Below are 23,255 nucleotides of genomic sequence, written 5' to 3' on the forward strand. Positions count from 1 at the left end.
TAAAAGTATTTAAAAAAGATCCTAATTTTTTAGGATCTTTTATTATTTAACTCTGGATTTATTAAATTGATCTTGAACTACATATACTTAGTAGTTTTCTACTATGTGACCTACTGGGATTAAAATGACTTTACAAATATTTCTCCCATCAGCTTGTGCTACTAGGATGCCTTTCTTTCTATTCATATAATTGTACAACAACAAAAAGACAACTAAATTTAGTCCATTTTAATAATATGCTTCATAAATTCATTCAACAATGGTGATAACCATTTATTTTTATGATATGATAGTTGAATTGAAAATTTAATTTTATCCCCATCCCCCTCAATAACTCTAATCTTTTTAGCTTCTATTAAATCTTCAACACAATATTGAGGTAGTAAGCTTATTCCAAGATTATTTACCACACATTGCTTTATGGCTTCAATACTTGAAAACTCCAATGTTCTTAATGGTGAAACATCTATATTGTAGAGGTAGTTTTGAAAAAAGTGTCTTAAAGCACATTCTTTTTCTGTAAAAATAAAACATTTTTTCTCTATCGCACCTTTATTTTCTCTGTTAATATTTTTAACATCAAACTCTTTACCACTAATAAATACAAGTCTTTCTTCACTAATTTTATGAGTTATTAAATCTTCAAAATCTCTTTGAGGTCCTAATGTAATAGTGAGATCAAGCTCACCAGTATATAATTTTTCTCTAAGCTTAGAACAGTTATCACTTATAAGTTTTAAATTAACATTTGGATAGGCACGATTAAATTGAGACAATCCTGAATTTAAACGGTATACGACCAGCGACTCCGAAACACCGATATTTAACTCTCCTTTTTCGTCCATTTTATCTACTGAAATATTCTTAATCATATCATAAATATTTAGCAACTTAACTACATACATGTATAATTCATTTCCTGTATCTGTTACATTTATTGTTTTTCCAAGACGATCAAAGAGAGGTGATCCTACCTCTCTTTCAAGGGATTGTATGTGCTCACTAACAGTTGATTTCCCATAATATAAACTCTCCGCTGCTCTAGAAAAACTTTTAAGTTCAACTACTTTTTTAAATGTTTTAAATTTACGAATTTCCATTTACTTAATCTCCTTTTATTTGATAGGTTCGCATTTTCCGAACTTTAAGTTCCAATACTTTGATTTTACTTGATTTTTGATACATGTTATTATAACATAGATTTGTTATTTTATTTATAAGTACATGATTTTCATTTCAAGGAAATATGTTATTTTATTTATGAATGTACTTATATATAAGAATCATGTGATAAAAAACCTTTGGAAATATTGGAATAAAAACTGTAGGTCTATAAATATCAGCCAGTTGCCTAGAGTTTGGGCGTTTTATTGATTTTAACTTAAATACATAACTTATAAAGTTGTGTGTATTTTTATTTTTTGTTTGAATGGAGGATAGTGTGAAAAGAGTAATTGGGATAATCGTTTTAAATTTAGTTTTACTTACCTATAGCTATGCCGGTTTTTCTGTGATAAGACCATCAAATGGCTGAGTGGACAGATTATAAATAAGTACTTATAGATCTAAATCTGGATAAATTACCAGGGCATTAAAAATAAGCCAGATTGATAGTGAAAATAATCACGAAGGAGGTGTTTATGAAAATTAAATCAAAGGAGTCGTTAAAAATCGTTGGATGTTATATTTTCTTTTGTGTTTTATGGATATTGTTTTCTTATGAAATTCTACATCAGATGAAACAAGGTACAGATTTATATAAAACCCTTCAAACTTATAAAGGATCATTTTTCATCCTTTTAACCTCAATTTTATTGTTTAAGTTGATTCAAAACAGTTACTTCAAAATTCAAGCCCTGGACAGCCAGCTTCAAAATCGTATCTCAGAGTTAAAGTATAGTCAAATAGAGGTAAACGATATGAATAATGCTATAGATAAACTATTTGATATTTCTTTGAAGATGCTTGACCCGGATAAGTGTAGCGAAAAAACATTTATAAAAAAAATATTTAGAATTGCTTCCAAGTTAGTCTCAGAAAGTGATCTTGGGAGTGCTTTTGTTGTCAGAGAGGGCAATCTAAAGTTTATAGACTCTATGGGGTTTAATCTGGATGAATTAAATGAAATGTTTACAGAGAAAAATCTTTATTCTTTCTCCTCAAAACGTGTAATCGTTAATAGAAATTGTGAAAAGGAAATAAAAAAGAAACTAAAGAATAAAAATTCCTCATTGAAAGATGTAAAAGAATCTATGTATATAGGAATATATGCAGATAAAAATATTATCGGGGGCTTTAACCTGGATATAAGTAAGGGTTCTAATGAGTATTTTACAAAAGAAACCATCTATAAGATTCAGATGATTCAAAACATTTCCAATAAGTTTTACAATCTAAAAAAGGCTAGTGATTACAGGTTTGAAATGCAAAATGATGTTGTCCAGTCTTTTATAACAGCCTTGGAATTCCACGACCAGTATACAAGAGGACATTCAGAATCGGTGGGATCATACAGCGTTAAACTAGGAAATTCATTGAATTTGGATGAAAAACAATTGGATGAACTGTACTGGGCTGCTCTCCTGCATGATATTGGAAAAATCATCATACCCAGCGAGACACTGAATAAAGAAGGGGAATTAACCGATGCAGAATATGAAATAGTAAAAAATCACTCGAAAGTAGGAGCTGAAATAGTTAGAAATAGCAGCAGTTTAAAAGAGGTCTCTCAATATATATTATATCACCACGAACGTTGGGATGGTAAGGGATATCCTGAGGGGTTAAAAGGAGATGAAATCCCATTGATATCCCAAATCATATCTGTAGCCGATACGTGGCACGCCATGACATCAGAAAGACCATATAAAAAAAAATTATCTAATGATGAAGCCATAGACGAACTTATTAGAAATAGAGGTACCCAGTTATCACCTAAGGTTGTAAGTGTTTTTATGAAAAATAAAAACTATTTTACCAGTTAGAATCTAATTTTAAAAATAAAAAGGAGAAAATTTAATGAAAAATAAAAAGGTTATCCATTTTATATCCCTATCCATCATTATTATACCCATATTTTTGGTCTATTATTTTTTGAATTACAAGGAAAGTATATGGAAAGATCCAGGTTTTCATTACTACTATGTTATTTTAAGCTCTTCAATAGCCGTAGCAGTTAGCTGGGTTGCATTCAAAGAGTATAAAAAAACAAGATCTAAAAGAATCTTTTTAATTTCCTTAGGATTTCATGGAGTAGGAGTGCTTTATACTTTTCATGCCTTCATAACACCTGGAAAATCACTCTTTACATTTTCAGATATCCAGACTCATATCAAAGCATTTATTTTTTTTGGAGACTCAAGCAGATTATGGATAGCTCTAATGCTTTTTTCTCCTGAAATACTTAAGGGAAAGGACGATAAAAAAAATTATAGTTCCAAAGTATTGCTTGTAAGCGGATTAATATTGATATTATTTTCAGTAATTGTATCATTAAACCCGGAAATTCTTCCGAATGCTAAAACCAGTGATGGGAAAGATACCGTTTATTCAATTTTATTTAAAGTAGTTACATTAATTCTTTTGGGAATAACTGCTTTAAAGTATTTTTATTCATATAAGATAAAACCTAATTTATCGGTTTTATCTCTATTAATCGGTGTTTTATTGATAATGGAAACAGTGGTAACATTTATGATTTCTAAACCATGGGGATCAGTCTGGTGGCTGGCTCATAACCTATTTTTACTCAGCTATATAAGTATGGGAAGCGGTATCTTATATAGTCTATTAACCAATAAAAAGTTTGAATATTTTGATGTTTTAGGAAAGATGGAGGAATACGTTAAAAATTTAAAAGTTACAAATAAAGAATTAAATATTTTAGCAAATATAGATCTATTAACAGATCTGCCAAACAGAAGTTTTTTTATGAACATACTGAAGAAGTATATTGCTAAATCAAAGAAAGAAAATAATACTTTTGCTGTACTTTTTATGGATTTAGACGGCTTTAAAAAAATCAATGATACTTATGGTCATGATACAGGAGATAAAGTACTCAAGCTGGCTGCTAAAAGAATAAAAGGTTCTATAAAGAAAGAAGATATAGTGGCTAGATTAGGTGGAGATGAGTTTATTGCGATACTGAGAAACATAGAGAGGGGTTTTGTATCTAAAGCTGCAGACAGAATACTGAGTGCAGTTAATAACCCCATGAATATAGATGGCAATATATGTGATATAAGTGTAAGTATAGGGATATCATTATTCCCTTATGATGGTACTAATATCAGTGAACTGATGAGAAAAAGTGATAAAGCTATGTATCGAGTTAAAAAAAAATCTAAAAATAATTATACATTTTATAGTGAATCTTCTACTCCCTCTACAGTTTAATAACTTTTTAAAAGTTGAAATTACAATTGCCTGACAAGAATTATATGAGTATTCTAAAAAAAGATAATACTACATTTAGAAAACTCGATTCTACGATATTTAATAAAGAAGAAGAGGATGAGATAACTTGGGTTATTATTAGAATTAAATAGGAAGAGGAGGAAAATGAAAAAAACAAGATGGTATTTAACAAGGTATTTTAAATATTATATATTAAAGCCACATTATAAAAAATTATATGGAAGTTTTGAAACATATTGTAAGCAACAAAAATTATGTAGGAAAAACTCATTTGTATTAAAAGTTAACGGAGAATATATATATGTTAGAAGAGACGGTTAAATGGTTTAATGGTGATAAAGGGTTTGGTTTTTACAAATCAATATAGAAGGTTTTAAAATTTTGAATATTAAAAGTGGTAGAAGTTTTTACCGCTTTTTTATTTACCGTTTTTAGTATATTAAATATAAAAAGTTAGTAAATCCACAAATAATATCTTGTACATTTATTTGATACTATCTCAATTTTCGTTTGTAACCCTCTTATTTTTATTGGGATTCAGACTGTCTGAGGTAGTTTAAATAGCTTAATTCTTTTTAATCACAATAATCTCAGTAAGTGTAAAGTGATTTAATTACTTTCTGTAGTTTTTAATGATTTATTTGTCGGTTAAAATTGACATAATTATATTAAATAATCGTGGACAAAAAATCAAGAAAATCGAAGACAAGATGATAAATAGTACTAAATAAAAAGACGCTAAATTTATAGCGTCTTTTTTAAACTGATTTTATTGATATGGTTTTTGAAAGTTACAAAAGGATTAAAAAGTAATATTAAAAGATGCTTATAAAGTGAGAGATCCCTAGTATATAATAAAACAAATGATGATTTGCTCTTGTTGATACCATTAATCTAGCAAATAATACCTAGAGTATAACTCTAGGTATTATTACAACTTTCAAGTAAGAAAATACATATTTTATTACTTAGGAGTGACTTTAGAAAATTGCTCATTATCTATTTATCTTCTCATTAACTTCCAGTGTTTCCGCTTATTAACATCTCTAGCATCTCTTTAAAGTTAGATACTTCATATGTTGGTTTGATATCATCTCTGGATTCTTTATTCTTTGGGTTGTACCAACAAGTGTCGATACCATAGTTGATTCCGCCAAGGATATCTGACGATAGGTTGTCCCCTACCATGATTACATCATCCCTATCTAAATGATTCATCTTCTTCATTGTGTATTCAAATATTGATGAATTTGGCTTAGATATTCCTATAGTCTCAGACACTACTATCTCCTCAAAATAGTGACTAATAATTGATTTTTTTATTCTATTGTCTTGTACTTTAGTTAGTCCATTAGTTATGATAGCCAGCCTTATCTTATCCTTTAGCTTCTCTAGCATCTCTATAGCTCCATTTAATACAAATGATCCATTTCCTAACTCCGTCATATACAGGTCAGCAAACTCAGCAGCATCATAGACTATACCTAATCTTTCAAAATACCTTCTAAATCTCTCTACCTTAAGCACTCCTATTTCTATCTTCCCCTCGTCTAGTTCATGCCAAATTCTACCATTTACCTCTTCATATAAAGATAGATGATGCTCTTTATTATAACCTATCCCTATCTTCTTAAGAGACTCCTCCAGAGCATAATCCTCTGCTCTCTTGAAATCAAATAGTGTTTCATCTGCATCAAATAATATTACTTTATACTTCATGCTTCCCTCCTCATTTCTAAACTTCATGCTTCCCTCCTTATTTCTAAACTTCAATTTGAAAACTCACCACAGAATAGTATTACGCCAAGTTTGAGGACATCTTTTTTCTCTTTTCCTCCATATGATTTTTAGTTAGTCCTATACTTAGAGACAATAAAATCATACTTATTATAGTTCCCTCTCTTACCAATATAGGGATATTAGTTGAGAATGAAATCCCTAGAGAAATAGCAATGGATATTATATCAATTAAGTATCTTAACTTAATAAATGGAACTTTAGTAACCCTATTAACCTCTATACAAATTCCTTCTAAAGGGAAAGTTATTACATTATAATACGCTATCATCCCTATAGAAGCTCCACTTATTATAGTGCCTAAACTTAGTAATAGTATTCTTTGGAAGTAATTTAGATATAATACCCCACTTAAAACATTATATGTAAAATAATTGATAAAGAATCCAAACATAAATGTAGATACTCCCTGTATTAAGTACTTCACTTTATATTTTCCCTTTGTAAGTATAATATATGCAAGTAAAAATATAGTATTAAAAACAATTGTAACTGTACCTATCTTAATATTATTAGCAAGAGCTACAGCTTGATTCATAGAGTTATAACTACTAATCCCCACATTTGATACGATACCTCAGCTGATCCCGAAAGCTGAAACTATATAAAAAATAGAAGATTTAAAAACCTTTTTAAACATAATTTTGTACCTCCTTAAACTATAACGTTAAATTATTACACTATTATTTTAATAGAATTTCGTTTATAATAATATGAGATATCTCACATTATAGGAGGATTTTATGAAAAAATACACTATTACAAAGCTACCTTCTGACCTGGCTCCAAAGGTTGAAAAATACGGTAATATCTTTTACAGTCCATTATCTAATATAGAAATTGAAAGCTTTCAAACTGGAGAAACAATTATCTCTTCCAATAATTCAATAGATAAATTTAGATTTATGATAGAAGGAAGAGCTAAGATAACTCTTATACATGAAGATGGTAAACAGTCCATAGTTCATTTTTTAAAAGCTGAGGAGTATCTTGGTGAATTAACCTTTCTTGATATAGAAAATAATCATAAAGAAGTTACTGCAATTTCAGATTCTATTTTTATTTCCATTGACATGAAATGGGCAAAAGTAAACCTAAGTAATAATAGTAGATTTCTTTTTTCTTTAAATCAATTTATTGGAAGAAAGATGTTAGCTCGGACTAATTTTAATTCTAAAAATCAAAATTACGAATTAAGAAATCGCCTTGCTGCATATATCTTGTTTTCACAAAATAATAATATTTATAGGGAAAAACATACTGAAACTGCTGAATATTTAGGTGTTAGCTATAGACATCTATTGCATACTTTCAAGGAGTTTACTGATAAGGGGATTCTAATAAAAAATGGAAAGTATTACCAAATAGATACAGAATCTTTAAAGCTTCTGTCACTTGATATTCAAATTATATAATATTGGCTTCTCAAAGAAGACTCTTTTATAGCTCAAAACATTACATAGAAATCTAAGAATTTATTTCTATTAATTAGATTATTAAATCTAAATCCTTGAAAAAGAATAACTAAAAAGTCTACCAATTAAGGTAGACTTTTTTTAGTTATTTTAACATGTAATTTATTGTACATTTATTTAGTGTTTTTTCATTTTTTGTTTGTAGTCTATACTATTTTATTAGTTCTCAGACTGTCCGCAGATACTCTCAAAACACCAAACTGGATAAACACTAATAATGTCAACGGTTTAATTTTTTGAGAATATAATATAACCGAAATTATATTTATTTTGATTACTTCCTATAATTTTTAATAGTCATACAACTAAGAAAGGATAAAGAGATAAAAGGTTATAATAAAAATATTTGCTTTAATAGTTAATAATTATTTTCCATATATTTTTTTATCAGAGTAATTTTTTCCTCTCTATTAGGCAATAATTTGTAGATACTATACCAGTCATTTAATTTAGCCAAAGGAATTTTTATATTATCAATCTCCATAAAATCTCCAATAGAGTCCTTAGTAAAGTCAAAAGAATAATCTTTGCCACCAAAACAGATACATAACCCTGCCATAACGTCTATTTCTATTCCGTCAATAATGTACTCATAAAAATATCTAGTTTTATAAATTTTATTAGGAAATCTTTCTTGTTTTTCGCCTAAATCAGATAAAATATTATCTAATTTATTAATGTCTTTTAAATCAATTAAAATATCAATATCTCTAGGACCCTGAACTATTCCATAATAGTTTAGCATTATTGATGCTCCTACAGCCCAAGTAATATTTTGATCATCTAATAATTTAGCAATTTTTTTTAAAACAAATTCCAGTTGATTATTCATTTTGTACCTCCAAATAAAATTGTATAATTGATTTATTATAATCGCATTCAATTTTAAAATGCAATGAAATAAATAAAAAGTTTTAAATCAAAATTAATCGGAGACAAAATTCAAATGGAATTGAAGACAAAATAATAAAAAATATAAAAAAAAGATTAAGTGTATTGCTTTTATCGCTCGATAAAAGTATTATGCTAAATACCATACTATTTTGTGTTGTTTTAATAAATTTTAACACACTTTATATAAGCGTTAAAAATAACATTATTTTCTTTTTTAATAAAAGAAGGAAAGGTTTGGCCCTCTCCTAAAAATTTTACTTTTTATTGATTTCGGAACTCCCGAAATAGAAACCTATTATCAGCATGGTGATATTGGTTATAGAGCCAACTACCATGCTATTCATCTGTTTGTCGCTGCCTACTTCTCCCTTTAAGATTATCCAGTATAGGTAAATACAAAACAGCACCCATACAATGTACTAGTGATTCTAATTTCTATCTGTTCATAGAACTGTATAATTATAAAGAAACCTTTTGTTTTTTAATAATATAATGAGTTGATTTTCCCTTCCCTACTTTTAAAATAATTTCTTTTTTTCTCATTTCTTCTAGTACTTTTCTTGCTCTAGAATCTTTAACATTTAAAAGTTCTTCTACTTCTTTTTTTGTAACTTGCTCGTTTTCTTTTATAAAGTTATAAATTATTTTTTCTTGATTATTTAATATTTTTCCAGTACTTTTCGAGTTTTCCAGTATTTTTCCAGTACTTTTCGAGTTTTCCAGTATTTTTCCAGTACTTTCATTTCTAAATAATCTAACTCCTACAAAATCATTGACTTCTTCTATAAATGGCTCTTTTAATCCCGCCTTTAAACAAGATAATTTAATTCTATTTATTCCACTTCCCCATTGCTCAATGTAGTTTAATTCTTTAAAGACTCTAGCAACCACTCTATTTCTTACCTCAGATCTACCTGTAAAGATATCTTCATTAGTTAACCCGTTAGGTAATCCTCCTGGAGAAACAATTTCTATCCTATTGTCGTAGATGGCGACCTTAATATCTCTTCCTAGGTTACTATAATCTCTATGGACAATGGCATTAATTAACGTTTCTCTTATCGCTACTTCTGGAATTTCATAGGTATCTACCCTTTGGAGGCCTTTAATATCACCTCTAAGGTTCAAATGATTTTTTATAAATATTTCTATGTTTTCTAGTTGAGCAAAAAGATCTTTGCTATATTCTTTTTTATCTAAAAATACCTCCATAGTGTTTCCTTTAAATCGGCTGCACTTTGTGGAGACATTTTCTAAAATACCAAGTATTATTAGAAGACCATTAGTTGGATATTTATTACCGTTTTCAATTTTAATTAATTTTAACGTCAACAATTTTTCTTCTGTGAGTTCTTTCTGGAATTCGGTAAAGACTTTCTTTAAAGTCGATAAATTTAAAGAGTCAAGTTTATAATCATAATTGATATCTTCATCAAAGGTAATATTTCTTTTTTGTCTTTCTAATTCGATTATATTTTCAAAACTAGCTTTTCTGTTAGTCGCTCCTAATCTTATATAAGTTCCGTTATTTTTCCCTTGAGATTTTAGATAATACGGAACTAAATTTCCCTTATGAACCTCTATAACCAATATTATTTGCCCTTCTATATTTTTAGTATAGATTTCAGGGATTATATTAGGATAGCAACTTTCATAGAGAATAGAAGATATTTTATCTTGAATATCAAAAATATCACCCTCAATACCAACAATATTTCTATTATCATCAACACCTATAATTAATTTACCACCTGCTGTATTAGAGAAAGCAATTATAGATTTAGCAATACTCTGATTATTAGGTAGTTTTTCTTTAAATTCTAAAACCTTACTTTCTCCTAATTTTATTTCATCTTCTAATTTCAATCTTTTCACCTTCTATTTTTTTTATTAATATAATAAGTTGTACTACCTTTTCCTTTTTCTATCATGTATTTTAATTCTGCTTTTATTAATCGACTCTATCTCATAAAAATTACGTTCCTCTAAATTATCTACCTTATATAAAAATATACAGTGAGACCAACTTAATTTGAATTATGCAGACAGTGTCTGCATAATTCAATATTTTTTATAATTTTCATTTATTCCTCTAATTTGTCATTTAATTTTTATAAACTTATATTATTATTATACCATACCTACAGTTTCTTGGATTTCAAATAATAAAATAATCACGGACAAAATTTTAAGAAAATTGAAGACAAAACAATAAATAATACTAAATAAAAAAGTGATAAATTTATAACGCCCCTCTAAGACTGATTTTATTACTCTTCAAAATGAAAGTTACAAAAAAGATATTATGGAACTTACATAATTCTAATTAAACCCATTTTTATTAATTTTTATCTAATCATTACAGATAGTATATAATTTACTTTTATTATTGCTGTTTAGTAATGATAATAATTAAACTTATTTTAATTATTATCAAGAATTTAATTTTAATTCCTTTTCTTTTCCAAAAGCCTTTATTTTACTAGCTAAAGATATTCATTGAAATATTTTATGGAGTATATTTTAATTTTCTATTTCATGATTTTTTAATATTTGCCTTTTTTTATTAATTAGCTATTAAAAATTATCCTTAGCTATTATCATTTATCAACGTTTTTTTAATCAGCTTATTCAGTGTTGATATCAAAGTTGAGTATAATATTATTAATGAGGTGATTAATTTGAGTGATTATATTGTATTGGAAAAAATGAGAATAAAATTAGGAGAATTTTTAAAAAATAAAAGAGAGAGTAAAAATTATGGATTAAATCAATTTTGTATGAATAATAATATTCAAACATCGCTATATTCTAGATTAGAAAATGGGAAGGTTCAAAAGATAAATCCATACCTGCTAAAAAAGATAGCGAGAGGGTTAAAAATAGATTATAAAGAATTATATATAATAGTTAACTACTTAGAAGATGGCAATGATATAGAACAGAAAATTAAAACTCCTACAATCAAAATCCCTTTATTCGAATCAATATCAGTAGGATACGGATTTAAAGAAGGAGCCGTTCTTGACTATATAGTCGTTCCTGAGTTAAAGAATACGCATCTTTATTATGCAATTAAATTAATGGGGAATTCTATGGAACCGACTATTAAAGATCGTTCTATAATTATTATAAAAAAAGATGAGAGTATCACGGATGGTGAAATAGGGGCTTTTATAGTAGAGGGTGGAGCTGTAGTAAAAAGAATTAGAAGAGGCGAGAATGAAAACATTTTAATTAGTGACAACCATAGCTATATGCCAATAGTTATAAGAAATGAAGAAGACTATCATGAATGTGGGAGAATCGTTAAAGTTATAACTGATTTATAAAAATATATTTTAAATTTAAATAAGATACTAAGAAGTAAGGGAGAATATTATGGATTTAACAAAACTTGTCGAGAAGAACGGAAAAGTATTAACAGAGTTATTGGATCTTCTTCCAGTTCCTGTTTTTTATAAAAATAAAGAGGGGATCTACTTAGGTTGTAATAAGGAATTTGAAAAAATATTAAATCTTTCAAGAGAAGATATTTTAGGGAAAACAAGTTTTGAACTATATCCTAAACAATTAGCAGATTGTCATTTCCAAAAAGATAATGAGTTATTTAAACAGCCAGGTCTTCAAATTTATGATGGGACACTTATATTGCGTAATGGAGAATCATCTATTTTTCGTTATCATAAAGCGAGTTTTACAAATGAAGATGGTAAAATTATGGGGCTTATAGGTGTTGCATTTAATATTAAACAGGAAAAAACTTTGGAAAAATTTGCTAACTATGATTGCCTTACTGGATTACTTAATCGACGCATAGGGTTAGAACTATTAAATAAGTCTATTAATGAATGTAAAAATAAAACAAGTTTTCTATCTGTTGTTTTAATGGATATAGATTACTTCAAACAAATTAACGATACTTATGGACACAACTTCGGAGATCAAGTTCTTAAAAAAATTTCTCAGATATTAAAAGATAACTTAAGAGAAAATGACATTATTTTTAGGTATGGAGGAGAAGAATTTATATATGTACTTCCTAATACCAGTAAAGAGAAAGCTTTTTTTATATCGGAAAGGATACGAAAGAATATATTTACAATTTTTAGTGATTATGACCTAAAAATCCAGAAAGGTATTTCGGCAAGTTTTGGAATATCATTGTTTCCAAATAATGGAACTACTATCAATCAGTTGATTAACAAAGCGGATAGTGCTATGTATAAAATAAAAAAAAATGGACGTAATGGAGTAGGGGTTGCAATTGAATAAAAAAAACTATTTTCAAAAGGTAGTTTTTTAGTGCTTGTGGCTGAAATCTGTGTTAGTGTAAATATAAGAACTAACAATAGAATAAAAGTTCTTAAGTTTTAATTGTATTTTATTAGGAGGAAGAAGATGTTAAAAAAAAGAAGTATTGGGATGTGCATAGTTTTAAGTGTTATTACTCTAGGAATTTATTCTTTGTTTTGGATGGTAGGATTAGCTAATGATTTTGCAAGTAAGAATAATGAACCTGCTCAAGGAGGTAAATTGATTTTATTAACAATAATAACTTTTGGGATTTATTTTTTAATTTGGAATTATAAAATGGGAGATTCTATTGAAAAATCAGGAGGAACAAATGAGGGAACAATTTATTTAGTTTTATCCATTTTTAGTTTAAGTATTGTTTCGCTAGCGTTAATGCAAATACAAGAAAATAAATTATGTGAATTAAAAAGTCTTCAAAGTTAAAAAATTATGACTTAAGGAGTGACCTATAAAATATAGGTCACTTTTTATTATTATTTTTGATTGGTTAATGATATGAAATTATAGTTTAAAAAATCTGAGAATAGATGTACTATTAAAATAAGTTAATGAATTAAAAGAAAGGAGAATAAATGAATAAAATATTATTAAGTATATTAATAACTGGAATTTTTTCAGCTTGTTCAAACTCAGAATTGAAAACAACCGTTTTTTCTCAAAAACAAGAGTATAAATTATTAAAAACTGAAACAAGAGAATTAAAGATGGAAATTGAAGAATTGAAAAGAGAAATCCAAAAATTGGCTGATTTTAAGAATGAAAGTTAGATAATAGAATGAATATGCAATAAAGATTAGAAAGAGAATTAAAATAAATATAAAAAAGAAAGGGGGAGCGATGTTAGAAGAAATTTTTTATACTATATGTTTTATTGGGTTCTTATTTTGGGTTCCTATTTTAGTCGCTATTATAATTTTAATACTATTGAGTTTATTATTAAGAAATAAGATTAAAAATTGGTTTGTTAGAGGCTGTGTATGTTTTATTATTACAGCATTAATTATATCACTAACTTATCCTTATTTACTAGAATTACAAGAAATGTATCTTAGGAAAATTAATTTTAATTGGCAATAAGGCATTAACAAAAGGAGAATAAAGAAAAATATGGATATTTATGCAGGATTTATAACAGCAGCAGCAATAACGTTTTGGATATGGTTTCCTTTGGTAATTTCAATTCTTTGTATGGTTATCTTGGGTGGAGTAATTTATAAAAAGTCTCTTAAAAGTCGTGTGAATCTAGAAGAAATGTCTGATTATAGAAAGATAGAAAAAAGAATGATTACAGAAAAATCGATTTTTCAAACGAAAGGAAAAAAAACATATTTCTTTACGGATGAGGATAGAAATTTTTTAGAAGAAAATTTAGAAGAAATGTCCAAAAGAATAGGTGAAAAGAGTGAATATTATATAAAAAGTTTTTATGGTAATAAGAATAAGTATAATATCGGAAGTGCGATTGGAGGAGTTTTTTGGTTGGGATATAGAGGGATGTTTAAAGAATTATTTATTACTTTCTCTCTCATCGGAGTATCAGACTATATAATTTTTAATCTAGGTATTGAATTAAGCCTAGGTATTCCTATTGCAGCTATATTGGGTTCGCTTGGAAATTATATGTATTTTAAATCACTCCAAAGAAGAATAAAGAATAATAAAGGAGAGGTACACTGGGGATGGGGGATTTCTTTGACAATATTTTTAATGATCTTTTATGTATATTTTACTACTATATTGTATAATACAATTTAATCCAAGTATTATTAAAATAATTGAATTAGAAGTAATGATGAAAGGAATAAGATCAAAAGGTTTTAGGTATAATAATTTTATGTATGATTTATTAAAATAAATTAAAGAAGGTGAAAGTTATTTTTTATTATATAGACATTCAAACTCATTATATTCATAGGCAGCGTTTATGCAATCACTTACCAAAACAAAATAGAGAATATTTAGGTCATTATAAGCGCTTAGGAGAAGCTGTGGCTTCTGCGAAAGCTAAGGGTTATTTAGATGTAAATAGTTGCGATTACTGTTGTAATTAAAGAAAAAATCAAAATTTACGAAAGAAAAGTAAAGATGGAAGGGGGAAAAATTATGGGAAATAAAAAAAATCATATTTTAGATTATATTATTGAATTGCAGTTTATAGCACAAGGAGGATTAACTTACTCTAAAGACCCTTTTGATATAGAGCGTTTTGAAAGGATTCGTCAAATAACGGCAGAGATCCTTAGTGAAAAAACAGATAAATCTCTAGAATTTGTAAAAGAAGTCTTTTGTAATGAAACAGGCTTTCAAACACCAAAACTAGATTGTAGAGCAGCTATATTTAAAGAAGATAAAATACTTCTTATACAGGAAAAGAATGGCACTTGGTCTTTACCTGGAGGATGGGTAGATGTAAATCAGTCTATAAAAACAAATACTATAAAAGAAGTAAAAGAAGAGGCTGGTTTAGATGTAGTAGCTGAAAAATTAATAGCTATCTTAGATAGGAATCTACACAATACTCCTAAATATATCTATGGGATTGCTAAATCTTTTATGCTATGTAAGACAATAGGCGGAAGTTTTAAAGAAAATATAGAAACTATCCAAAGTAATTATTTTAAAATAGATGAACTCCCAAAACTAGCTGTAGAGAAAAACACTGAGTCTCAAATTAAAATGTGCTTTGATGCTTATTATGATGAAAACTGGGAAACTATTTGTGATTGATAAATAAGTTTGGAAGAGTTGTTAAAGTGATATTGAATTTGTAGGAGGAAAAATGAAAAAAATATTGTTAATTTTTTTAATGTTTGGAACTCTGGTATTTGGAGAAACACTGGTAGGGAAAGTAATTAAAGTTTATGATGGGGACACTATTACTATCCTGGTGGATGGAGAAAAAGAAAAAATTCGATTTTATGGCGTGGATGCTCCAGAGATAAAACAAAGTTATGGTATTGAATCCAGGGATTTTATTAGAAGTAAAATTATGAATAAAGAAGTAACAGTAAAAGTAATAAATACTGACAGATATGGTAGAAAGATAGGAAAAATATATTATAAAAATGGAAAGTATCTCAATCTTGAAAGTGTGAAAGGTGGTCACTCATGGTGGTATGAATACTATGCCAAGAATGAACATGACTTGAAATTAGCACAAGAACAGGCTAAAAGATCAAAGAAAGGTTTGTGGAGGGATAAGAACCCTATAAATCCATATAAATGGAGGAAGAAAAATTAAAAAAAGGGAACTGTTAATTTTTTCAAGAGGGCCTAAAAAATAGATAAATAGAAAAAGATCCTATTTTGTAGGATCTTTTTTTTAGTTTTTTAATCTATAATAAAACTTTTAAAATTTGATTATTTTAACACAAAGTGTGTAAAAAAACAATTCTAACTGTGATAGTTATAAAATAAAAAATATATTAAAATTTACTTCTTAAGTTATTGAATTTTATATAGGTAATTCTGATTTTATTAAAAATTTAGATGAAATCCCATTTCCTGCTAGACATCTTTTTCCTGAAGAAGATTTTATTTTTAAAGGGCGGTTATCTAGAACAGACAAAACAATAACACATATACATGCAAGTAGAGGATGCCCTTATTCATGTTATTTTTGTGGTTCTTTAAATAAAAATCATCGGTATAGAAGTCCTGAAAATATTTTAAAAGAATTAAATGTGTTAAAACAAAAATATAAAATTGATGGATTTGTTATTAATGACGAAAATTTTATTATAAATGAAAAAAAAGTTTTAGAAATATGTAAAGAAGTAAAAAAATTAAACATGCCTTGGTCGGCCCTGTCTAGAGTTAATACTATTAATGAAAAAATTATTAAACATTTAAAAAAATCTAATTGTATTGAACTTAAATTTGGGCTTGAAACAGGTAGTAATAAAATGATGAAATATATGAATAAGAATACAACGTGTGAGCAAGCTGAGAAAGCTTTAAGTTTATGCAATAAATACGGCATTAAAGCAAAAATTTTTTTAATTCACGGTTTTCCAGGTGAAAATATAGATACGACAACTGAAACAATAAATTTTTTAAAAAAGAATAGAAAATTTATTAATAGAATTACACTATTTCAGTGGACTCCCCTTCCAGGCTCATACGTATATAATAATCCATCTAAATTTGGGATAGATCCTAAAATGCTTACATTTGAGAATGCGGTTATATATGGTGAAAACCAAGGTTTTTTTTTAAAAGATAAAATTAATAAAGAGATTAATGAATCTTATTTAATTTTAAATGATTTTATAAAAAATTCTTTTAATTAAGGAGGGATGGGTCTAATGAGTGTTATTATCGCCTTTTCTGGTATAGATGGTTCAGGGAAAAGTACATATATAAAATACATAAAAGATTCTTTAGAAAAGAAAAATATTAGTGTAAAAGCTTATAATCCTATGAAATCAGGTAGATATAATAGAAGTTTAAAAGAAGGTAGTAATTGTAAAAGTAACGATGATTTGTATTCAAATTTTGATAAATCTTTAATTAGTATTACATATGCTTTGGATTTAGTTGAATTTATGAATAGTATAAAAGAGTTGAAAACAGATGTAGTTCTAATCCATAGACATTCTTTATGTTGTAATACCTGTGCAGAACTTTTTTTTAAACCTCCTAAGTTATTTAAACAAATATTAGGATTACTTGAAGAACCAAACTTATTAGTACATTTAGATGTAGATGTAGAAATTGCATTAGAAAGAATTAAAAGTAGAGGAGAGAAAAGAAGTGTAAAAGAGAGTAAAAATAATTTAAACTTTTGTCGAGAAAGGTATAAAAGTAGTTTAGAAAAGAAAAAAGGAAATTATTTCTTTTTTAATACTAATTTAGATATTAGTTATAATAAAGAAAAATTAATTCTTTTAGAATCTAAAATAAGAGATATACTTAAAACTAATATGTAATTAAAGGAGTCAAATTATGTTTGAGATGGTTGTGTTTGATATAGATGGTACATTAACAACTGACAGAAATAATATACCAATTAGAACTATAAAGACGATTAAAGCACTAAAAAAGAAAGGAAAAAAAGTTGTTTTAGCCACAGGTCGTTCGGAAGTAGATCTAAAGTATATCTTAGAAAAAACAGGGATAGATAGCTTTATTGCAAATAATGGTAATTTAATAAAAATAAAAGGGGAAACTATTTATGCAAATCATTATACAAAAAAAGAAGTTGAGTTGATCAAAAAGATCTGTAAAAAATCTAATTTTTATTTTGGATTAGGCTGTAATTCTGGGATTTTTATACCTCAATTTAAAAAAGTATATAAAGAATATTTTCATGAAATGCTTAATAACAGTAAAATAATTTTTACTTTACCCAATACAACTAAAATTGAATCTATAATTATATTTGCTGAAGGTAATATAAAAAACTGTTTTGAAAAATTAAATTTTGATTTAATACCTTGGGGGGAGCGAAATTTTGATTTAGTAAGAAAAAATAATTCAAAAGCCATAGCCATTGATACAATCGCAAAAACATATAATATCCCTCCCCTAAAAATTGCGTGCTTCGGTGATGGTATAAATGATATAGAAATGATTAAATATGCGGGATTAGGAGTTGCGATGGGAAATGCTGTAGAAGAATTAAAAATTGTAGCAGATTATGTAACAAATTCTGTTGATAATGATGGTATTTATAATGCATGTAAAAAACATAATATATTTTAAAACAAGGAGGTTTCAATGTCTATGATTGTAAAAAAACATATAATAACAAATGTATATAAGAAGTATGCCGTTATTATAACTTATGAAAATGGGAAGTTACTTTTAGTTAAGCACAAGGAGAGAGAAACATGGGAAATTCCTGGAGGTCACCATGAAACAGGAGAGACTCTTATAGAAACAGCAAAGAGGGAGTTATTTGAAGAAACTGGGGCCACTGATTTTGATATAAAGCATCTATTTGACTATTCTGTTGAACAAGAAGATCATATAGATTATGGGGGTGTTTTTGAAGCGAATATAAAAGTTAGAAATAAAAATTTAAATTATGAAATATCAAAAGTTAAAATTTTTGATGAACTTCCACCGATTAATGAAATGACTCATGGGGATATTCAAACTAAACTATTTAATTATTTTAAAGGAATTTAAAGCTGATAATTTTAAGAATTAGGTATAGAGTAAAATTTTATCAATAAGACCCATTGAAGGGTTATCCAAAGATAGCCTCCTGTAGTATATTATTACTGAAGGAGGCTATCTTTTTATATTTTATTTACAAACTTTTTTAGTTAGTTCCCTCAAAATAAAATTTAAGTATAGATATATATTTTTTTGAAAGTATCTAAAGATAAATCAAATTATAATAATTTGATTTATAATAATTTATATTATATAATTGATTGAGGTGTTTAATATGAAATTTATAAATAGAAAAAATGAAATGAAGACATTGGAAAAAGAATTTACCAGAGATTCTAGTTTTACAGTGATCTATGGAAGAAGAAGAACGGGGAAAACAACCCTGATTAAAGAATTTATAAAGACAAAAGAATCATTTTACTTTTTTGCAGATAAGCAAAATGAAATTATACAGATAGAAAGATTTAAAAAACAACTAGCAATTTATTTTAATGATGACCTGTTGGATAAGATAGAGATAAAGGACTGGGATACATTGTTTACTTATTTAATCTCAAAACTGTCTAAGAATGAGAAATTTGTCCTGGTAATAGATGAATTTCAATATCTCTGTATGACCAATAAAAACTTTTCGTCTATATTTCAAAGGATATACGATGAAAAATTAAAAGACAGCAATGTAATGCTGATATTATGCGGGTCATTGATCTCTATGATGTATTCAGAGGTCTTAGCCTATGACAGTCCCCTATACGGAAGGAGAACTGCTCAGATAAGGCTAAAACCTATTAAGTTTGATTATTACAATGAGTTTTTTACAGATAAATCCCATAAGGAATTGATTGAATTTTATTCAATTACTGGAGGGATACCTAAATATATTCAGGAATTTAATAAAAATAGATCCCCCATATGGAATATAGAAAATAATATTTTTGATAACAATAATTTTCTCTATTCGGAACCTAAATTTTTACTCCAGGAGGAAATAAATGATCTTTCCAGATACTTTTCTATAATTCAGTCCATAGCCAACGGGGATACAAAGATGGCAGCTATAGCAACCAGACTGGGACTTAATTCCGGCAGCTTGAGCCCCTATCTGTCAAAACTGATAGATCTGGATATACTGGAAAGGGAAGTGCCTGTAACTGAAAATATAGATAACAGCAAAAAAAGTCTGTATTATATAAAGGATAATTATTTAGCATTTTGGTTTAATTATGTATATCCTTATCAGAGTTATCTGGAGATAGAAAATCTGAAATATCCCCTGGAAAAAATATCTTCAACCTTTGACCTATGGGTTTCTAAAGCATATGAAAGATTATGTCTGGAAAGTCTCATAACCCACGAAGAAATAGATTTTCCCATAAGTAAGGTGGGAAGATGGTGGAGTAAGAATGAAGAGATAGATGTAGTGGGACTGGGAGAAAATGAAATTATCTTCGGAGAGTGTAAATGGTCTAAAAAACATGTGGGATTAAGTGTATTATTTGCATTGAAGGAAAAAGCAAAAAAAGTTAAATGGAAAAATAATAGCAGGGAAGAATATTTTATATTGTTTTCTAAATCCGGGTTCAGCCCTGATCTGATAGAGGCAGCTGAGAAAGATTTGAGGATTATATTGAGTGAGTTTTAATACTTGTAAAGGCATCATCAAGGTTTCTAGAGATGTGTAATCCACTAAATAAAAATAAGATCTAAGAATGCTATCCTTAGATCTTATTTTTATTTAGTTTATTTAGCTTATTTTTTTTATTTAGTTAATCTGAATATTACTTGATTTATATATATTAAAACAATACAATTGTACCTTGGTAGAAATTTAGTTTCTATCAAAATAAATGGAGTCTATCATAATCGTTAGGCTCTATTATATTCTAAAAATATAATCAAAAGGAGTAAATAAAATATGAAACAATTAATAATTGGAATATTTCTACTGGCTAGTCTGGTCTCTTATAGTTCAGAAAATGAAAACTATATAACTTACACTACTAAAATAAATGGTGTGTCTACAACTAAAATCAGGTCTAAAACAGATGGAACTATAGAGGGCACTGTAGAAGTAAGAAAAGGAATTATCCCAGTTGAGGAAATTAACAAAGACTATCCGGGTAAAATAAGAATAAAAGAGGGAATTAAATATATAGATGATGAAACAATTATCGTAAATGTAAATTATTATAAGGGGAATACAATAATCTCTAAAAAATATATTGATATTGGAAATACAGAAAGTACAAAGGCTATTGATTGGGAATTGAAAAACATAATGAGTTAGTAAAGGGGAAAAAGGGTATCAATGGAGTATCCGCAGCGGCAGATGATGTAGAACATCTAAAATCATTCTTAGAGGCTAAATACAAACAATTGGAAAGATTAGGGTATGATGTAGAGGGTAGACTCGATCAGTCAGAGCTTAGACCATATATAGATCGACAAATTGGAATCCAAAAATTTAAAGTGGAGAATAAAGATTTTTTAAATTACTAACTGATGTTTTGCAGGTCTGTTTCATATTTTATATAAACCTCCAAATTGGTGTAAAATAAAATCAGACTAATAAGCAGATGTAAGAATTTCTACACCTGCTTATTTTTATTGACTAGCTATATAATTTATTTTACCTCTAAATTTTATGCTTTTTTTAGTTTGATTCAAAACTTGTCGGTGTTAGTGGGGGATGTTTACCAATTTGACCTATATCTTCATCACATAAAACTAAGGTAAAAAACATTAATAACCCAATATAAATCAATAATTTTTTATTCATAAATAAAGCCTATTTTTTTTTATAAATTAATATTTTTAATTAGAAGCGATGCTTCATATTCCATATTGTTATTAAAATAATACTTTAATATAGAAATAATAAATTCTGAACTTAAATATTTAAATTCAATTTGTTGGATATGTTTTATGAGTTTTTCCTGTTTTAAAGGTCTCTTCCCATAGAGAATAACAAGATGTTTAATACTATCTAAATGTTTTTCAATGCTAAAAGAAGTATTATGTAAGTTTATTTCAAAAGAAATTTCTTTTTCAAATGCTTCTACAGCCTTTACCCTATCTTTTAGATGTAGATAAATCTTTCCTATGTTCCAATAAGTTTGATAGATATTTTCCCCTTTGAGGTGCTTTAAGGTAGTTTCTAATTTTTTTAAAGTATTTATCATAAGGGGTTCATATTTCATCTCTTTAGCACAAGAAAGAATATTGACATAACATATTTTTAACTGTTTATAGTTTGTGGGATCACTTACACCTTTTTTAAAAAATTCGATAGCTTTTTCATATTTTCCTAAATTTTTATAACAAATACCTAAGTTGGTAAAAGAATGGTAAAAATGTTTGGTTACCTCCTGTATATTAATAACAATTTCAAAGCATGAGATAGCTTTACTCCATTTTTTTGTTCTCAAGAGGTTCACTCCAGTATTATAAGCTAAGAGAGTCTTTGTTTTGTATGGAGCTATATCGATCTGTTTTTTATATTTCAGGTATATATCATGGGTAAGTTCGAATTTTTCCAGTCTGATGATCTCAATTAAGATAGAGTAGAAAAGATTAGAGCAAGGGAAGTTATTTAATAGATCATGATAGATCTTTAAAGCATCATCTTTCTTACCCATCTTTTGATTATATTTGGCTATAATATATCGATATTTTAAGCTATAAACTTCTTTTTCTCGTCCAAATAATTCTATTTCTTCTTGTTTTTCTTTGAAATAAATACTTTTATCTATGAGACTTTTATTTACTAATTTATCTAGTTCTTCTTGGGGAGTAAAAAAGATTAATTTAGATAATTCATCTATAGTCATTATTTTATCTGTTTTTCTTTCGTGGAAAACTCTATTGAAAGATCCAACCAATAAAGGGATATGTTTTTCTTTAAAAAAATTATGACCTCTTTTTATTTTAGAAAGATATGTTGAACTAAGTCCTTGCCCTGAAAGTTCTTTTAAAGTTATTTTATGTTCTTTTGCTAGTTCAAATATTTTTTGCACGGTAATCCCTCCCTATTAATATTAAGAGTATATCTTTAAAATTCAATTTATCAAAAAAACTTTAAAATAGATGAAAAAATGAATGAAATAGTCCTTTAAAATTCATTTTTTGTCTATTTTTCAAGTTTTTTTGATATTTCAGAAAAGCCCAGTATATATATATTACAGTAATGAAAATATTTAGTTTTTTATTGATTAAAAAGGGGAGGAG

General features: G+C 27.3%; 24 protein-coding genes. 18 read left to right on the forward strand and 6 right to left on the reverse strand.

What is annotated here, in order from left to right; all coding sequences use genetic code 11:
* Window positions 1-218: 218 nt before the first annotated feature.
* A complete protein-coding gene (locus tag K337_RS0113825; RefSeq protein ID WP_028857127.1) occupies window positions 219-1,100 on the reverse strand; it encodes a LysR family transcriptional regulator in 882 nt (293 codons plus the stop codon).
* Between the two features lie 540 nt (window positions 1,101-1,640).
* On the opposite strand from K337_RS0113825, the gene K337_RS19350 reads away from it, so the two are divergent.
* From K337_RS19350 to K337_RS19945, 3 genes are all read left to right on the forward strand, one after another.
* On the forward strand, window positions 1,641-2,984 hold the full coding sequence (locus K337_RS19350) for an HD-GYP domain-containing protein (RefSeq protein WP_051251797.1): 1,344 nt from the start codon (window positions 1,641-1,643) through the stop codon (window positions 2,982-2,984).
* Between the two features lie 34 nt (window positions 2,985-3,018).
* Window positions 3,019-4,398 carry a sensor domain-containing diguanylate cyclase gene (locus K337_RS0113835; RefSeq protein ID WP_028857128.1) on the forward strand — a complete coding sequence of 460 codons (1,380 nt, stop codon included), beginning with the start codon at window positions 3,019-3,021 and terminating at the stop codon, window positions 4,396-4,398.
* 165 nt (window positions 4,399-4,563) lie between these two features.
* Window positions 4,564-4,740 (forward strand): hypothetical protein, encoded by a 177-nt coding sequence (locus K337_RS19945; protein ID WP_156877384.1) that lies wholly within the window; start codon window positions 4,564-4,566, stop codon window positions 4,738-4,740.
* Window positions 4,741-5,433: 693 nt separating this feature from the next.
* On the opposite strand, the gene K337_RS0113845 is transcribed toward K337_RS19945, so the two are convergent.
* Window positions 5,434-6,165: a YjjG family noncanonical pyrimidine nucleotidase gene (locus tag K337_RS0113845; protein WP_211226112.1), complete on the reverse strand. Its 732-nt coding sequence runs from the start codon at window positions 6,163-6,165 to the stop codon at window positions 5,434-5,436.
* Between the two features lie 52 nt (window positions 6,166-6,217).
* Window positions 6,218-6,778, reverse strand: coding sequence for a DUF6198 family protein (locus tag K337_RS18595; protein WP_483826400.1), 561 nt, complete (start codon window positions 6,776-6,778; stop codon window positions 6,218-6,220).
* Window positions 6,779-6,959: 181 nt separating this feature from the next.
* On the opposite strand from K337_RS18595, the gene K337_RS0113855 reads away from it, so the two are divergent.
* The gene (locus K337_RS0113855) at window positions 6,960-7,631 is read left to right on the forward strand and encodes a cyclic nucleotide-binding domain-containing protein (RefSeq protein WP_028857130.1); all 672 of its coding nucleotides are present in this window, start codon (window positions 6,960-6,962) and stop codon (window positions 7,629-7,631) included.
* A gap of 418 nt (window positions 7,632-8,049) precedes the next feature.
* On the opposite strand, the gene K337_RS18600 is transcribed toward K337_RS0113855, so the two are convergent.
* Window positions 8,050-8,523 carry a nucleotidyltransferase family protein gene (locus K337_RS18600; protein WP_037029944.1) on the reverse strand — a complete coding sequence of 158 codons (474 nt, stop codon included), beginning with the start codon at window positions 8,521-8,523 and terminating at the stop codon, window positions 8,050-8,052.
* 521 nt (window positions 8,524-9,044) lie between these two features.
* Window positions 9,045-10,460, reverse strand: coding sequence for an RNA-binding domain-containing protein (locus tag K337_RS0113865; protein WP_037029947.1), 1,416 nt, complete (start codon window positions 10,458-10,460; stop codon window positions 9,045-9,047).
* Window positions 10,461-11,293: 833 nt separating this feature from the next.
* On the opposite strand from K337_RS0113865, the gene K337_RS0113870 reads away from it, so the two are divergent.
* The 14 genes from K337_RS0113870 to K337_RS0113940 all read left to right on the forward strand — a co-directional run bounded on the left by K337_RS0113870 (window position 11,294) and on the right by K337_RS0113940 (window position 21,527).
* Window positions 11,294-11,917 carry an XRE family transcriptional regulator gene (locus K337_RS0113870; RefSeq protein WP_169712891.1) on the forward strand — a complete coding sequence of 208 codons (624 nt, stop codon included), beginning with the start codon at window positions 11,294-11,296 and terminating at the stop codon, window positions 11,915-11,917.
* Window positions 11,918-11,966: 49 nt separating this feature from the next.
* Complete coding sequence (locus K337_RS0113875; protein WP_028857133.1) at window positions 11,967-12,860, forward strand: GGDEF domain-containing protein; 894 nt, start codon at window positions 11,967-11,969, stop codon at window positions 12,858-12,860.
* A 126-nt stretch (window positions 12,861-12,986) separates the two neighbouring features.
* Entirely contained in the window at window positions 12,987-13,325 is a 339-nt protein-coding gene (locus tag K337_RS0113880) for a DUF4234 domain-containing protein (protein WP_028857134.1), read from the forward strand.
* Window positions 13,326-13,474: 149 nt separating this feature from the next.
* Window positions 13,475-13,669 (forward strand): hypothetical protein, encoded by a 195-nt coding sequence (locus tag K337_RS0113885; protein WP_028857135.1) that lies wholly within the window; start codon window positions 13,475-13,477, stop codon window positions 13,667-13,669.
* Between the two features lie 340 nt (window positions 13,670-14,009).
* Window positions 14,010-14,657, forward strand: a complete 648-nt coding sequence (locus K337_RS0113895) for a DUF2628 domain-containing protein (protein ID WP_028857137.1) — start codon at window positions 14,010-14,012, stop codon at window positions 14,655-14,657.
* 348 nt (window positions 14,658-15,005) lie between these two features.
* The gene (locus K337_RS0113900; protein WP_028857138.1) at window positions 15,006-15,629 is read left to right on the forward strand and encodes an NUDIX hydrolase N-terminal domain-containing protein; all 624 of its coding nucleotides are present in this window, start codon (window positions 15,006-15,008) and stop codon (window positions 15,627-15,629) included.
* A gap of 52 nt (window positions 15,630-15,681) precedes the next feature.
* Window positions 15,682-16,143: a thermonuclease family protein gene (locus K337_RS0113905; RefSeq protein ID WP_028857139.1), complete on the forward strand. Its 462-nt coding sequence runs from the start codon at window positions 15,682-15,684 to the stop codon at window positions 16,141-16,143.
* Window positions 16,144-16,483: 340 nt separating this feature from the next.
* The gene (locus tag K337_RS0113910) at window positions 16,484-17,194 is read left to right on the forward strand and encodes a B12-binding domain-containing radical SAM protein (RefSeq protein ID WP_245584915.1); all 711 of its coding nucleotides are present in this window, start codon (window positions 16,484-16,486) and stop codon (window positions 17,192-17,194) included.
* A gap of 15 nt (window positions 17,195-17,209) precedes the next feature.
* A complete protein-coding gene (locus K337_RS0113915) occupies window positions 17,210-17,833 on the forward strand; it encodes a nucleoside/nucleotide kinase family protein (protein ID WP_028857141.1) in 624 nt (207 codons plus the stop codon).
* Between the two features lie 16 nt (window positions 17,834-17,849).
* Window positions 17,850-18,608 carry an HAD family hydrolase gene (locus K337_RS0113920; RefSeq protein ID WP_028857142.1) on the forward strand — a complete coding sequence of 253 codons (759 nt, stop codon included), beginning with the start codon at window positions 17,850-17,852 and terminating at the stop codon, window positions 18,606-18,608.
* A gap of 15 nt (window positions 18,609-18,623) precedes the next feature.
* Window positions 18,624-19,037, forward strand: coding sequence for an NUDIX hydrolase (locus K337_RS0113925; RefSeq protein ID WP_028857143.1), 414 nt, complete (start codon window positions 18,624-18,626; stop codon window positions 19,035-19,037).
* 265 nt (window positions 19,038-19,302) lie between these two features.
* On the forward strand, window positions 19,303-20,670 hold the full coding sequence (locus tag K337_RS0113930; protein ID WP_028857144.1) for an ATP-binding protein: 1,368 nt from the start codon (window positions 19,303-19,305) through the stop codon (window positions 20,668-20,670).
* A 273-nt stretch (window positions 20,671-20,943) separates the two neighbouring features.
* A complete protein-coding gene (locus tag K337_RS0113935; RefSeq protein WP_028857145.1) occupies window positions 20,944-21,315 on the forward strand; it encodes a hypothetical protein in 372 nt (123 codons plus the stop codon).
* Complete coding sequence (locus K337_RS0113940) at window positions 21,288-21,527, forward strand: hypothetical protein (protein WP_028857146.1); 240 nt, start codon at window positions 21,288-21,290, stop codon at window positions 21,525-21,527. Before K337_RS0113935 ends, K337_RS0113940 begins: the two co-directional genes overlap by 28 nt.
* A 299-nt stretch (window positions 21,528-21,826) precedes the next feature.
* On the opposite strand, the gene K337_RS0113945 is transcribed toward K337_RS0113940, so the two are convergent.
* Window positions 21,827-23,044 carry a tetratricopeptide repeat protein gene (locus K337_RS0113945; RefSeq protein ID WP_028857147.1) on the reverse strand — a complete coding sequence of 406 codons (1,218 nt, stop codon included), beginning with the start codon at window positions 23,042-23,044 and terminating at the stop codon, window positions 21,827-21,829.
* Between the last annotated feature and the right edge of the window lie 211 nt (window positions 23,045-23,255).

Origin of the sequence: Psychrilyobacter atlanticus DSM 19335 (assembly GCF_000426625.1) — a bacterium.
GTDB classification, from domain to species: Bacteria; Fusobacteriota; Fusobacteriia; order Fusobacteriales; family Fusobacteriaceae; genus Psychrilyobacter; species Psychrilyobacter atlanticus.

Bases quoted from the DNA above. Each gene is read 5' to 3' on its own strand.
- K337_RS0113825 (WP_028857127.1), bottom strand. From the start codon at position 1,100: ATGGAAATTCGTAAATTTAAAACATTTAAAAAAGTAGTTGAACTTAAA.
- K337_RS19350 (WP_051251797.1), top strand. From the start codon at position 1,641: ATGAAAATTAAATCAAAGGAGTCGTTAAAAATCGTTGGATGTTATATT.
- K337_RS0113835 (WP_028857128.1), top strand. From the start codon at position 3,019: ATGAAAAATAAAAAGGTTATCCATTTTATATCCCTATCCATCATTATT.
- K337_RS19945 (WP_156877384.1), top strand. From the start codon at position 4,564: ATGAAAAAAACAAGATGGTATTTAACAAGGTATTTTAAATATTATATA.
- K337_RS0113845 (WP_211226112.1), bottom strand. From the start codon at position 6,165: ATGAAGTTTAGAAATGAGGAGGGAAGCATGAAGTATAAAGTAATATTA.
- K337_RS0113855 (WP_028857130.1), top strand. From the start codon at position 6,960: ATGAAAAAATACACTATTACAAAGCTACCTTCTGACCTGGCTCCAAAG.
- K337_RS18600 (WP_037029944.1), bottom strand. From the start codon at position 8,523: ATGAATAATCAACTGGAATTTGTTTTAAAAAAAATTGCTAAATTATTA.
- K337_RS0113870 (WP_169712891.1), top strand. From the start codon at position 11,294: ATGAGAATAAAATTAGGAGAATTTTTAAAAAATAAAAGAGAGAGTAAA.
- K337_RS0113875 (WP_028857133.1), top strand. From the start codon at position 11,967: ATGGATTTAACAAAACTTGTCGAGAAGAACGGAAAAGTATTAACAGAG.
- K337_RS0113880 (WP_028857134.1), top strand. From the start codon at position 12,987: ATGTTAAAAAAAAGAAGTATTGGGATGTGCATAGTTTTAAGTGTTATT.
- K337_RS0113885 (WP_028857135.1), top strand. From the start codon at position 13,475: ATGAATAAAATATTATTAAGTATATTAATAACTGGAATTTTTTCAGCT.
- K337_RS0113895 (WP_028857137.1), top strand. From the start codon at position 14,010: ATGGATATTTATGCAGGATTTATAACAGCAGCAGCAATAACGTTTTGG.
- K337_RS0113900 (WP_028857138.1), top strand. From the start codon at position 15,006: ATGGGAAATAAAAAAAATCATATTTTAGATTATATTATTGAATTGCAG.
- K337_RS0113905 (WP_028857139.1), top strand. From the start codon at position 15,682: ATGAAAAAAATATTGTTAATTTTTTTAATGTTTGGAACTCTGGTATTT.
- K337_RS0113915 (WP_028857141.1), top strand. From the start codon at position 17,210: ATGAGTGTTATTATCGCCTTTTCTGGTATAGATGGTTCAGGGAAAAGT.
- K337_RS0113920 (WP_028857142.1), top strand. From the start codon at position 17,850: ATGTTTGAGATGGTTGTGTTTGATATAGATGGTACATTAACAACTGAC.
- K337_RS0113925 (WP_028857143.1), top strand. From the start codon at position 18,624: ATGTCTATGATTGTAAAAAAACATATAATAACAAATGTATATAAGAAG.
- K337_RS0113930 (WP_028857144.1), top strand. From the start codon at position 19,303: ATGAAATTTATAAATAGAAAAAATGAAATGAAGACATTGGAAAAAGAA.
- K337_RS0113935 (WP_028857145.1), top strand. From the start codon at position 20,944: ATGAAACAATTAATAATTGGAATATTTCTACTGGCTAGTCTGGTCTCT.